Genomic DNA, 12535 nt, shown 5'->3' on the forward strand with positions numbered 1-12535 from the left:
TGCTTCCATTATCTTAGTTTTAACGTAGACAACCCGATTAACACCAAAATAACGGTGATAATCCAAAAACGAACAATAATTCTTGGCTCTGGCCAGCCTTTTAACTCGAAATGATGATGGATAGGCGCCATTCTAAAAATGCGCTTACCGGTTAATTTAAACGAGGCCACTTGCAAGATGACCGAAACCGTTTCCATCACAAACACACCGCCCATGATGATTAACACCAATTCTTGGCGTACTAAGACAGCTAAAACCCCCAAGGCAGCCCCTAACGCCAGCGCACCCACATCTCCCATAAAAACCATTGCGGGGTAAGCGTTAAACCATAGGAAGCCCATACCTGCACCCACTATCGCCCCACAGAACACAACCAGCTCACCCGTTCCTTGTAAGCTAGGAATCGCCAAATATTGAGCAAATTGTGCATTCCCAGATAAATACGCAAAAATACCCAACGCACCTGCGACTAAGACTGTCGGCATGATCGCTAGGCCATCCAAACCATCGGTTAAATTAACCGCATTACTGGTGCCAACGATCACAAAATAAGTCAACGGAACAAAGAACCAGCCTAGTTGAAGGCTTACATCTTTAAAAAATGGTACGAACAGTGTCGTTTCAATGGGCGATACCGCTGTGTAATACAAAAATAACGCCGCCGATAAGGCAATCACTGACTGACCTAAATATTTCTTACCCGCCGACAAGCCTTTGGGGTCTTGCAAGGCTACTTTTTTATAATCATCAATAAAGCCTATTACCCCTGTTAACAGGGTAACCAGCAACACGACCCAAACATATCGATTGGAAAGATCAGCCCACAACAAGGTACTCAAACCAACGGCTACTAAAATTAACGTCCCGCCCATTGTTGGCGTGCCCGCTTTTTTAAAATGTGTTTCCGGACCATCATCACGTACCGCCTGACCTATCTTATGAAACGTCAACCTACGAATCATGGTTGGTCCAACAAGAAAGGCGATAAACAACGCCGTTAACGTGCCTAAAATCGAACGCATCGTCAGATAGTGAAACACTCTAAAACCACTGTGGTATTCAGACAGCCAGTCTGCAATCATTAACAACATACGCTGTCCTCTTTAAGTGTTATTTTTTCAACAATAGTTTCTAAACCCTGTGAACGAGAGCCTTTTAGCAAAATCACTGTATCCGCACTCAGCTCATGCTCTAAGTGCACTGCCAACGCGTCTTTAGTAGAAAAGTGAACCGCCTGCCGATTTGGCGACTTACTGTGCTTATTAAACTCATTCACCGCCACTTTCATCTGCTCGCCGACAGCATAAAAACGCTCTATATGACTGGTTTCAATGTCTGCACCTAACTGCCGATGAATCTGCATACTCTCAGTCCCAAGCTCTGCAAAATCACCCAGCACTAACCACACAGGTTGCTGTATATTTTTTAAACAGGCCATGGCTGCTTCAAATGACTTAGGGTTTGCGTTGTAGCAATCATTAATAACAACACTGTTATTAACGCCTTTTAATGATTGCATCCGACCTTTTACCACCATCAGTCGTTCTAACCCTTCTTTAATATCAGTGAGCGACTCGCCTAAACTGATGGCTGCACTGGCCGCCGCAAGTGCATTTAGAACATTATGCGTACCGATAAGGTTCAGCTGAATTTCGACCTGTTCTTGCTGATAATGCAGAACAAAAGTCGTTTTAAATTGACCGTTAAAAATACCCGTTTGTACCGATTCAATATCTGCCCACACATCGGCATTATCAGACCAGCCGAAACGAATAACACGTCTATTTCCAAGTAACGCCAGCCATTGGTCTAACCAAGGCTCTTCTTGATTAAGAATCGCCGTCCCTGTTTCACTAACTCCTGAAACAATTTCACCTTTCGCGTTGGCAACACCCTGAATACTGCCAAACCCCTCTAAGTGCGCTGAGCCAACATTATTTAAAATCGCCACGGTTGGTGCTGCAATATCACATAGATGCGCAATATCACCTGAATGACTTGCGCCCATTTCAATCACTGCAACATCATGTTCGTCGGTTAGCCTTAATAAAGTAAGCGGCACGCCTATTTGATTATTCAGATTACCTTCTGTTGCTAGCACTTTATTCGAACCGCTTAAAATGCTTGCTAACATTTCTTTTACACTGGTTTTGCCATTACTGCCCGTAATAGCGACCAAGGGGATATCCAGCGCCTTACGTTGTTCTTTTGCGATCTGCGTTAAAGCTAATAAAGTGTCATCTACTCTCACATATGGCATATCAACACTTATCTCAGCACTAACAATCGCCGCCACTGCACCGTTCTTATTGGCCTGTTCTACAAAATCATTTGCGTCAAAATTTTCACCTTGTAAGGCAACAAAAAGATCACCCTGTTGGATCTTTCTTGTGTCTGTACTAATGGCATTAAAGCTCACGTTTTCACCCACAAGGTGCCCTTTAGTGATAACCGCTGCTTGCTGAAGGCTCATGGTTTGCATCCGTGACCTCCCTCTTCGCTCAACACGCTTGCATTTAATGCATCTTTTACCTGTGCAACATCGCTAAAAGCTATTTTTTCATTCTGTATCTGTTGGTATTCTTCGTGCCCTTTACCGGCCACTAAAATAATGTCGTTTTTAGCGGCACTTGCAATGGTTTGCTGTATTGCCTGCCCACGATCAAGCGTAACGGTCAGCTTAGCCACATGACTAATGCCTGCTTTAATCTGCTCAGCGATCGCTTCAGCTGATTCAAAACGTGGGTTGTCATTTGTAATAACAATACTATCGGCTAACTCATCCGCTATGGCCCCCATTAGTGGACGCTTTGCTTCATCCCGATTACCGCCACAGCCAAAAACCAATCTTAAGGTTCCTTTGCAGTGCTGACGCAAGCTTTGCAAAGCAAGCCTTAAGGCATCTGGTGTATGCGCATAATCAACCACCACTTCGGGCTTAGCCCCTTCAACTAAAACCCGTTGCATACGCCCTTCAACGGCCTTCACCTTTTCAACCTTAGCAACGGCGACACTCAATTCATCACCCATTGCTATTAACACAGCAGTGCTTGCAACAAGGTTATCAATATTGAAAGCACCAAACAGTTCAGAGTGAACTTGAACAGTACACCCATTAAAAGACAACTCGAATGATAAACCCGTTGCTAGCAATCGTTCATTAGAGATAAACAAACAGTTTTCAACTGTTGAATAGCAGCTCGACCTTGAGAATGAATACACTTTAACGCTTGATGACAGTGCGTTTTTAATCCGCTCACTAAAGGCATCATCCCGATTTAGAACAACAAAGCTTAATGAAGGACATTTGAATAAGGTTAATTTAGCATCACCATAAGCCTCAAGGGTTTGATGATAATCCAAATGGTCATGTGTTAAATTTGTGAACACAGCGCCCTTAAACGCAACCGCCTTAACCCGCCCTTGATCTAAACCATGCGAAGAAACTTCCATCGCAACGGTTGCAATGCCTTCGTCGCGTAAAGTCGCCAGTTGCCGCTGAACACTCACTGCATCTGGAGTGGTATTGATCGTTTTCTTTAAATCATCAACCTGTCCCCAGCCTAAGGTACCGATGATAGCGGATGAATTTGTCTGTACATTTAATGCCTGAGCAATAAAGTGGCTCACCGAGGTTTTACCATTGGTGCCAGTAATCCCGACCACAGATAACTCCTTCGATGGAAATTGATATAAACGCGCAGCCATGATGCTGATATGCTCACCAAGGTTGGCAAGCTTAAAGAGGGAAATGCTATGTGCTTTTTTTACTTTCTCGGCTAAAAATTCACCCCCTGCTTCAGGGTCATAAATAATCGCAACTGCGCCAGCTTGTATCGCTTGTTCTGCGTACATAAGGCCATGCTGTTGTGAACCAGCGACTGCTATAAATACGTCATCTTTTTGAATATTGCGCGCATCTACACTCAAATTTGCAATACGTAAGTCTGAGTCAACCTCCAACAAGCCGTCCAACACGGTTTGCAAAGGCAGCAACGAAGAATTTTGCTTAGCTGGCATCATTGAATACCTCTTTCAAGTGATGCAAACACGGTTGCCTTATCGAGGTTGTCCGGTGCAATATTCATTAAGCGTAACGCCCCAGACATCACTCTGGAAAATACTGGTGCGGCCACTAAACCACCATAGTAATCGCCTGCTTTTGGCTCATCTATCACCACAACCATTACTAATTTTGGGTCGCTAGCTGGCGCCATGCCTGCAAACACACCTAAGTATTTATCTTCTGCGTAGCCACCGGCGATCGCTTTTTTTACAGTGCCTGTTTTACCGGCAACCGAGTAACCGTACACCTTTGCTCTGGGCGCTGTACCCGCTTTAGTAACCACACCGCGCATCATATTCCGCACACTGTTAGCAACTGTTGGACTCATCACCCGTACACTTTCAGCAGCCGCTTCATCAACCACTAACGAAATCGGCTCTAAAACACCTTCATTCGCAATAACCGAATAAGCACGTGCTAATTGCAATGCTGAGGTAGACAAACCATAACCAAATGACAAGGTCGCCGTTTCAATCGGCCGCCACTGCTCATAGCCAACTAGTTTGCCACGAGCTTCTCCCGGAAAACCAAGACCTGCTGACTGACCAAACCCTAAACTATTCAACATACCCCATAACTTTTCGCCAGGAATGCCCAAGGCAATTTTGGCTGACGCCACATTACTTGACTTAAGTAGTAGCGTTGCTAAATCTATTTCACCGTAATTACGGTGATCCCGCACTTGACTACGTCCCACTCGCATATAACCGGGGTTGGTATCAATCACGGTAGAAGCATCAAAGACACCCGATTCCATGCCTGCCGCAACGGTAAAGGGCTTCATTGTTGAACCGGGTTCGAACAAATCAACAAAGGCTCTGTTACGAACATGACTCGCTTTAATCTTAGAACGATCGTTTGGATTAAAGGCAGGCTGGTTTGCCACTGCTAACAACTGGCCAGTTTCAGCATTCAGCAACACTAATGAACCAGACGTGGCCTTTTGCTGCGCGACGGCCGCCTTTAACTCTCGGTATGCTAAATATTGCAAACGCCGGTCTATCGTTAGCCGAATATCTTGACCGGGAATAGGCGCGCGTATGTTATCAACATGCTTTACCATTCTGCGTTTGCCATCACGAAGCACACGCTCGGCACCTGCTGAGCCTTTTAATGATTCATCCCAGGCTAATTCAAGGCCCTCTTGCCCTTCATCATCAATATTTGTAAAGCCAACAAGATGTGCTGCCACCTCGCCATCAGGGTAATAGCGCCTATATTCCTTTTGTAAATACACCCCTGGTAATTGCAACTGATCAATCATTGCCGTCACCTGTGGATCCATATGGCGACGCAAATACACAAACCGCCTCGAGGCTACTTTTTTAAGCTTCTTATCAAGTGCGCTAACCTTCAAACCAAGCAGCTTTGCAAACTCTTTCTTTTTAGTGCCCAGCTCCAACTCTTGCGGGTTCACCCAAACAGAACTCACTGGTGCACTAATGGCCAACGCGTGCCCACCTACATCTGTAATTTTTCCACGATAAGCAGGTAATTTGATGTCACGCAAATGAACCGCTTCTCCGCGCTTTTGCAAATAACTATTATTTAATACTTGTAAATCAATTGCCCGATAAATCAGCACGCACATCATCAACATAAAACACGCCAGAATAAATCGGCGACGCCCCGCCAACTCAGGCACAATAACCTTCTGCACAGTGTTATTAGATTGTTGATGTGAATACTTCATTTAACTTTTACGTAAACAATTTGTGCCGACGTAGGCGCCTGTAAATTTAACTTTGTACGAGCTAGTTTTTCTATTCGGTTATTTGATGACCAAGTGTTTTGCTCTAACTGCAAACGATTCCATTCAACGCCCAACCTATCCTGTTCTCGTAATTCTTTTTGTAGCTGATTAAACATTAAACGCGCATCATATTTCACGTACACAACGGCCAATGCCGACACCATCACCAACACCAATAAAATAACTGTAATACCTGCTAGACTTTGATCTGCCATTACAATTTCTCTGCAATACGTAATACAGCGCTGCGACTTCGAACATTACCCGCTACTTCATTCGCAGACGCTTTAATTGCCTTACCCACCACTTTTAACACCGGCTTTTTAGCATCTAACGGCATTGGAAGATGGCGAGGAACGATCTCTCCACGCGACTGCTCACGTATAAACCGTTTCACAATTCTGTCTTCTAACGAATGAAAGCTAATAACGGCTAAGCGGCCGCCTTGTTTCAACATACTCAATGAGCTTGCCAAGGCCTGCTCAAGGTCATCGAGTTCTTTGTTAATTTTAATTCGAATGGCTTGAAAGCTTCTTGTTGCAGGATGTTTGCCGGGTTCTCGCCTTTTCACAACATTTGCAATTAATGCCGCTAATTGAGCCGTTGTTTCAATCGCCGTTTCCTTGCGCTGAAGAACAATTTCTGCTGCAATTTTACGAGCAAACTTTTCCTCACCATACACCCTTAGCACTTTGACCAGCTCGCCTTCTTCAACATGAGAAAGCCATTGCGCTGCTGACTCGCCCTGCGTTGAATCCATTCTCATATCTAAAGGCCCATCTTTCATAAAGCTAAAGCCACGTTCTGCAACATCTAACTGGGGGGACGACACACCAAGGTCTAGCAAAATACCATCAACCGCGCCATCCCAATGCCGTTCTTGTGCCAATTGCTCCATCTGTGCAAAACTACTGTGCGCTAATTCAAATCGTTCGTCTTTTAATAAGGCTTGTGCTTGGGGGGAGTTCACAGCATCCATATCCTTATCAATGGCCAATAAGCGCCCCTGAGGCGACAAGACCTGCAATATTGACCCGCTATGACCACCACGACCAAAGGTTCCATCGATATAAACCCCATCAGTTTGTCGTATCAGCCCCTCTATCGCTTCATCCAATAAAACCGGCTTATGTAATTCACCAGTAGACATCAAAGCGACAAGGTTCCCAGTTCAGGTGAAAGCTCACCGTCTTCTGCACTCTCCTCTTCAAACCATATGTCACGCTTAGTGACCCATGTCTGCTCATTCCAAATTTCGAACTTGTTTCCCTGTCCTATCATGACTGTTTTCTTATCCAGTCCAGCAAATTCTCGTAGGGGTGGCGACACAAGCACTCGGCCCTGCCCATCCAATTCGCATTCGGTTGCGTGCCCAATTAATAAACGCTGCAAACGTCTGGCTTGCTTATTTAGGGTAGGCAATTTAATCAATTTTCGTTCTATATCCTCCCAAACCGGCAAGGGATATAATAAGAGACTATGTTCACGATCAACCGTCATCATCATTTGCCCATCACAAGAGGTTTTCAACTGCGCACGATAACGCGTAGGGATAGACAATCGCCCCTTTGCATCCAACGTCACGTTATTAACCCCTCTAAACAAAACCGGCCCCTTATTTGATTTATTCCCTTTTCTACCACTTTACCCCACTTTTTTGCACTATAAGGATGAAAATACCACTCTGTCAAGTTTCCCATTCCATAAATACTTTCTTTACGAACAAACACTTAGCTAGGGTTTATAGAGGCCATTGGAAAACACATTTAAATAAACAATAAAGGCAATAAAAATCATTGGCTTGCATCGCTTTATTAAAGAAAATACTAGAAATTCTTTTGTTAAACCCTTCTGATAAAGAAATATTGCGGAACAAGCAGATGATCGGCAAGCAGTGCCATAAAAACGTAACCTATTGAATAATAATGACATTATTGTTTGGTTTTAATTTCAAAAACGCATGTTCTCATTCACAAAAAAAGCCCCTTCATTTTAAAACCCATTGATACCATCACGTTGCAAGCCCATCGCTCTTAAAAACAGCCAGCAAACACACAAATTTGCTAAACCATCTGAAGGGGTTTCTTTTTAGCTATGCACTGGCACTCACCGGTTCTGATATATTAACTATCAACCTATTAAGATTCCCAATACACATTTAATCGCTGCACAACGCTTTACTCAGGAGACCAGATGGAAATTCGCGCCCTTACCTTTTTCACTGAACTGCCAATCAATACCGACAAACAACAGATGGAGCAACAAATTGCACCTCTCGGCAAACAAGCCTTGCAGGTTAAAAAGTTATTTACTGACGCAGGTTTTGCCGTGCAAAGTTTACGCCTAGCCAGCCAACCACTCGAAAAAATTTTCCCCGAAGGCGCCAGCGCTGAGCATTTAGCCTTGTTTGCCAGCCAGTACGAACAAGTTGCCAATCAAGCAGGCTTTAAACATGTAGCCCTAGGGACACTTGGAGCAAGCTTAAGCACTGACGAGGCAAGCACTGAAAACAGCTTACTCAAACAACTTATGGCTGGAATCCCTGCCATCATTGAGGCAACTGATTGGGTATTTACCTCCGTACAATTGGCCGATCAGGCAAATGGACTCAAAACAGACTGCCTGCCACCTGCAGCGCAAGTCGTGGTGGATAACTCAACCATCAAAGAAGACGGTTTTGGTAATTTACGCTATTGCATGGTCGCCAATATGCCAGCATTTAGCCCGTTTTTTCCTGCCGCTTGGCACGATGGAAACAGCTCAACCGCCTTTTCAATGGCTATCGAATCCGCAGATATCCTTGTCGACTTATTAGAAACCTTTGATAATACTGAACAGCGCTGGTTAGCAGAGCCGTCCTTAACAGCCACGTTTAACCGCCTCGGAGCAACGCTTGATAAGCTGGGAACCGAAGCTGCCGCGCTCACTAATATACCCTACCGCGGCATTGATATGACGCCATCACCCTACCCAAGCATTCCTCGTTCTTTTGGTCGTATTGTGGAACTGCTCACAAACGAACCTTTTGGTGGCCCCGGCACAATGGCAGCCATTGGTTTAATCAAACAAAGCTTGGATGCCGCTAACTTTAATCGCGCCGGCTACTGTGCGGTCATGCTTTTGCCACTAGAAGATGCAGTGCTCGCACAAAACGCTATCAGTGAGAATTTTAATATCGCAACGCTATTGGCTTGCGCAGCTGTTGGCGGTACCGGCTTGGATGTCATCCCTGTTAGTGGCAATACACCTCAGAAAAAAATTGAGGGATTAATGCGAGACACAGCGATGTTGTCTCTGTCCTTAAATAAACCTTTAACCGTCCGTTTATTACCCGTGCCTGGGCAACAAGCAGGTGAATTGACTCAGTTCAACTTTGATTACTTTTCTTCAACACGTATTTTTGACCTATAAACATGTTGAAGTTATGAAATAACACTAAATGTTCATAATAAATTTGATCACCGCGCCCATACTCACAACGCAGAACAAACCAAAGCACCAAAGAATCACAAACCATGCCCATTGTTTTTGTTTAGGCGATAAATATTTACTTAACAATTTGTCCATTAGCTAACTCTATATATTTTTGCAAGCTAAATGCTCCGCGAATCTCACCTATTTTAAAGCCCATCGCGGTATCGCGAGGGTAGAGCTCCTTGATATGGTTTTTAAGTGAGGTCTCTACCGTTATGCCATGGCAACTTAAACACAAGCCCTGCATTGGAATTGCCTTCATATACATTATGCTTGTGCCCTGCTGTTGCCACCATTCCATTTCTGCAAGGTCTTCACCCGCACTTTTCCTGCTTACAAACTCGTCTAAAACCGCCTTTTCTTGCGCTGTGGGCCTATTGTTTTGATGACGTGTTTTTAAAGAGGTACGCCCTATTGTCCAGCCTGTTTCGCCTGCCATTTTTTCTGCAATTTCAGGTGCGCGAAGACTACACACATCGACGGCTTTTTTTAAACCACCTGTTTTAATCGCCGCCTGTAATTCCTGCTTTAATGTTTGTTGAAATTGCTGGGTAATGCCTCTTGCTTCCTCAACATAAGAAAAGACAGGCTCTTGTGCAAAACTGACTGCATAACACAATAAACACGCAACAATTAGCCCGCTTTTAATACATGGCTTTATCATCAGCTTTACCCCTAAATATGTAATAACTATATCCCGTATACACTAAAATAATGGGCAAAAACACCGCGGTTCCAACTAATAAGAATGATTGCGATGTTGAGGCAGCGGCCGCATCCCAAAGGGTAAAACTAAACGGAACAATCCATGGAAACAAGCTGATGCCTAGCCCCACATAACCGAGTAAGAAAATAAGCATGGTGAGCAAAAATGGACGAACCTCGCGCTCGCTATGTAAGTCTTTCCAAAGCATTACAAACGCACAAAGCGTAATAATAGGAATCGGTGCCAGAAAAAACAGATTCGGCACAGAAAACCACAATTCCAGAATGCGCTCGTCAATAAAAGGCATACACAAACTAACCAAGCCCATTGCCAATGCTACAAAGCCGATAACATATCGCGCCACAGCACGTGCCCAGCGCTGGGTATCATCCTCACATTTCCATATGAGCCATGTTGCGCCAATCAGCGCATAGCCAAACACTAGCGAAATACCTGTTATTACTGCAAACCCATTAGCCCAGTCAAGCGGACCGCCGGCAAAACCTCGCTCAACAACCTCAAAGCCTTGTACAAAATTACCCAAAATTACGCCCTGCATAAACGCAGCCAATAACGAGCCAACGTGGAAAGACACATCCCATAGTTTGCGGTCTCTTCCCTCCGTTTTAAAACGAAATTCAAAGGCGACACCACGAAAAATGAGCCCTATCAGCATTAAAATAACGGGTAAATAAAGTGCCGGCATCACTATCGCATACGCAACTGGAAAAGCCGCAAAAAGACCGCCCCCACCAAGAACAAGCCACGTTTCGTTACCATCCCAAAACGGCGCGATCGAATTCATTATTTTGCTACGGCATTTATCGCTAGGCGCAAATGGAAATAATATGCCACAGCCCAAATCAAAGCCATCCAACAAGACATATATAAAAACAGCTGTTGCGATTAAAGCGCCCCATATTAAAGGTAGGTCTAGCCATGGTGATAAATCAAACATTTTTACCCTCCTTTCCAATGTTGCTGGCTAGATTAGGTGCAACCGCCTCTTGCCCGTGTTCATAATAGCCATTACCCGACTTATCTTGGTTGGGCCCCTTGCCAATTAATTTCAAAATATAATAACTACCCGTGCCAAAAATCAGCGTATAAGCCACAACAAAAATACCTAAGCTCAAGGCCAGTTGTTCTGCGATAACTGGAGAAATACTCTCCGCCGTTCTCACAACACCATATACGGTAAAGGGTTGGCGTCCTACCTCCGTTACAAACCAACCAGCTAACAATGCTATAAACCCGCTTGGCATCATTGCCATGCACCATAATTGAAAGGACTTAACATCAAACAAGCGTTTTCTGAAATATAAAATGGCAGCCAAAATACCCGTTAGTATCATTGCCACACCCAAGCCAACCATAACGCGGAAAGACCAAAACACAATAGCCACCGGAGGGCGATCTTCTTTTGCGACCTCTTTCAACCCAGGCACAACCCCCTCTGCAGAACCTGTTAGGATCAAACTAGCGCCGTTAGGAATAGTAATACCATAATCTGTACTTTCGGTTTCTTCATTCGGTATGCCAAAAAGGTACAGCGGTTTATTGCTGCCACGCTCCCAGTTTCCCTCCATCGCAGCCACCTTGATAGGCTGATATTCCATTGTGTTTTCACCATGTGCATGGCCTATAAGCAACTGGGTTGGCGCAACAAACACCGCCATCAGCATCGCCATAGAAAACATCACTTTAGCGTGTTCAACATGGATTTTTCGCCATAAATAATAGGCTCCAACCCCGCCTACAACAAAAGCGGTTGTCAGATAGGCTGCTGTTACCATATGAAGAAAACGCACAGGGAAAGATGGGTTAAAAATAACTTCCATCCAATTTGTGGCATACAGCAAACCATCGGCCCTTACTTCAAAACCCTGAGGGGTTTGCATCCAACTATTGGCTGACAAAATCCAAAACGCGGAAACAAGCGTGCCAAAAGCTACAATTAAGGTGGAAACAAAATGCATTTTCTTGCTCACACGGCCCCAACCAAAAAGCATAATGCCAAGAAAAGATGCTTCCAAAAAGAACGCTGTTAGCACTTCGTAGCCTAGAAGCGGCCCAATAACATTGCCAACTTTATCGGAAAAAACAGACCAGTTAGTACCAAACTGATAGGACATCACAACACCCGAGACAACACCCATCCCAAAGCACACCGCAAAAATCTTAATCCACATTTTGTAGATTTCTCTATAAACATTTTTGCCTGTTTTCAGATACAGCCCCTCAACAACAGCAAGCCAACTTGCCAAGCCAATCGTGAATGCCGGAAAAACAATGTGAAAACTAATCGTGAAGGCGAATTGAATACGCGCCAGTAATACAGGGTCAAGCTCAAGTGCTAACATAATATTTATCCTCTATTTTTCCACGGTCACCAGTTGCAATAAACGCTGAACAACATTTATAGAATACCCCCAAGCTTTTCAACGTCGTTCCCATTCTACTGCCATTAAAAACTTTATGCGGCTACCTCATTGTTATGAGCGTTTACGTTTGCGGCCTTATCGTATCACCTTTC

At 44.3% G+C, this 12535-nt stretch carries 11 protein-coding genes; 1 reads left to right on the forward strand and 10 read right to left on the reverse strand.

Features of this window, described 5'->3' with window-relative positions:
• Positions 1-8: 8 nt before the first annotated feature.
• The 7 genes from mraY to mraZ are packed head-to-tail and all read right to left on the reverse strand — an operon-like array spanning position 9 to position 7424.
• Complete coding sequence (mraY, locus tag CYCME_RS11135) at positions 9-1091, reverse strand: phospho-N-acetylmuramoyl-pentapeptide-transferase (protein ID WP_015005174.1); 1083 nt, start codon at positions 1089-1091, stop codon at positions 9-11.
• Positions 1082-2482, reverse strand: coding sequence for a UDP-N-acetylmuramoyl-tripeptide--D-alanyl-D-alanine ligase (locus CYCME_RS11140; protein WP_020933078.1), 1401 nt, complete (start codon positions 2480-2482; stop codon positions 1082-1084). Before CYCME_RS11140 ends, mraY begins: the two co-directional genes overlap by 10 nt.
• Positions 2470-4023, reverse strand: a complete 1554-nt coding sequence (locus tag CYCME_RS11145; protein WP_020933079.1) for a UDP-N-acetylmuramoyl-L-alanyl-D-glutamate--2,6-diaminopimelate ligase — start codon at positions 4021-4023, stop codon at positions 2470-2472. Before CYCME_RS11145 ends, CYCME_RS11140 begins: the two co-directional genes overlap by 13 nt.
• Positions 4020-5759, reverse strand: a complete 1740-nt coding sequence (locus tag CYCME_RS11150) for a peptidoglycan D,D-transpeptidase FtsI family protein (protein WP_015005171.1) — start codon at positions 5757-5759, stop codon at positions 4020-4022. Before CYCME_RS11150 ends, CYCME_RS11145 begins: the two co-directional genes overlap by 4 nt.
• Positions 5756-6034 (reverse strand): cell division protein FtsL, encoded by a 279-nt coding sequence (gene ftsL / locus CYCME_RS11155; RefSeq protein ID WP_015005170.1) that lies wholly within the window; start codon positions 6032-6034, stop codon positions 5756-5758. The genes CYCME_RS11150 and ftsL overlap by 4 nt, the downstream gene beginning before the upstream one ends.
• Complete coding sequence (gene rsmH, locus CYCME_RS11160; protein ID WP_015005169.1) at positions 6034-6969, reverse strand: 16S rRNA (cytosine(1402)-N(4))-methyltransferase RsmH; 936 nt, start codon at positions 6967-6969, stop codon at positions 6034-6036. Before rsmH ends, ftsL begins: the two co-directional genes overlap by 1 nt.
• Entirely contained in the window at positions 6969-7424 is a 456-nt protein-coding gene (gene mraZ / locus CYCME_RS11165) for a division/cell wall cluster transcriptional repressor MraZ (RefSeq protein ID WP_015005168.1), read from the reverse strand. Before mraZ ends, rsmH begins: the two co-directional genes overlap by 1 nt.
• Before the next feature lie 588 nt (positions 7425-8012).
• Between mraZ and CYCME_RS11170 the strand changes: the two genes are divergently transcribed.
• Positions 8013-9230, forward strand: a complete 1218-nt coding sequence (locus tag CYCME_RS11170) for a DUF711 family protein (RefSeq protein WP_015005167.1) — start codon at positions 8013-8015, stop codon at positions 9228-9230.
• Between the two features lie 136 nt (positions 9231-9366).
• On the opposite strand, the gene CYCME_RS11175 is transcribed toward CYCME_RS11170, so the two are convergent.
• The 3 genes from CYCME_RS11175 to CYCME_RS11185 are packed head-to-tail and all read right to left on the reverse strand — an operon-like array spanning position 9367 to position 12362.
• Positions 9367-9957 carry a Tll0287-like domain-containing protein gene (locus tag CYCME_RS11175; protein WP_015005165.1) on the reverse strand — a complete coding sequence of 197 codons (591 nt, stop codon included), beginning with the start codon at positions 9955-9957 and terminating at the stop codon, positions 9367-9369.
• Positions 9938-10957 carry a cytochrome d ubiquinol oxidase subunit II gene (gene cydB, locus CYCME_RS11180; protein ID WP_015005164.1) on the reverse strand — a complete coding sequence of 340 codons (1020 nt, stop codon included), beginning with the start codon at positions 10955-10957 and terminating at the stop codon, positions 9938-9940. Before cydB ends, CYCME_RS11175 begins: the two co-directional genes overlap by 20 nt.
• A complete protein-coding gene (locus CYCME_RS11185; RefSeq protein WP_015005163.1) occupies positions 10950-12362 on the reverse strand; it encodes a cytochrome ubiquinol oxidase subunit I in 1413 nt (470 codons plus the stop codon). The genes cydB and CYCME_RS11185 overlap by 8 nt, the downstream gene beginning before the upstream one ends.
• Between the last annotated feature and the right edge of the window lie 173 nt (positions 12363-12535).

It is taken from the genome of Cycloclasticus zancles 78-ME, from assembly GCF_000442595.1.
Classification (GTDB): Bacteria; Pseudomonadota; Gammaproteobacteria; order Methylococcales; family Cycloclasticaceae; genus Cycloclasticus; species Cycloclasticus pugetii.

Bases quoted from the DNA above. Each gene is read 5' to 3' on its own strand.
- ftsL (WP_015005170.1), bottom strand. From the start codon at position 6,034: ATGGCAGATCAAAGTCTAGCAGGTATTACAGTTATTTTATTGGTGTTG.
- CYCME_RS11145 (WP_020933079.1), bottom strand. From the start codon at position 4,023: ATGATGCCAGCTAAGCAAAATTCTTCGTTGCTGCCTTTGCAAACCGTG.
- CYCME_RS11150 (WP_015005171.1), bottom strand. From the start codon at position 5,759: ATGAAGTATTCACATCAACAATCTAATAACACTGTGCAGAAGGTTATT.
- CYCME_RS11175 (WP_015005165.1), bottom strand. From the start codon at position 9,957: ATGATAAAGCCATGTATTAAAAGCGGGCTAATTGTTGCGTGTTTATTG.
- CYCME_RS11140 (WP_020933078.1), bottom strand. From the start codon at position 2,482: ATGCAAACCATGAGCCTTCAGCAAGCAGCGGTTATCACTAAAGGGCAC.
- CYCME_RS11170 (WP_015005167.1), top strand. From the start codon at position 8,013: ATGGAAATTCGCGCCCTTACCTTTTTCACTGAACTGCCAATCAATACC.
- mraY (WP_015005174.1), bottom strand. From the start codon at position 1,091: ATGTTGTTAATGATTGCAGACTGGCTGTCTGAATACCACAGTGGTTTT.
- CYCME_RS11185 (WP_015005163.1), bottom strand. From the start codon at position 12,362: ATGTTAGCACTTGAGCTTGACCCTGTATTACTGGCGCGTATTCAATTC.
- rsmH (WP_015005169.1), bottom strand. From the start codon at position 6,969: ATGTCTACTGGTGAATTACATAAGCCGGTTTTATTGGATGAAGCGATA.
- cydB (WP_015005164.1), bottom strand. From the start codon at position 10,957: ATGTTTGATTTATCACCATGGCTAGACCTACCTTTAATATGGGGCGCT.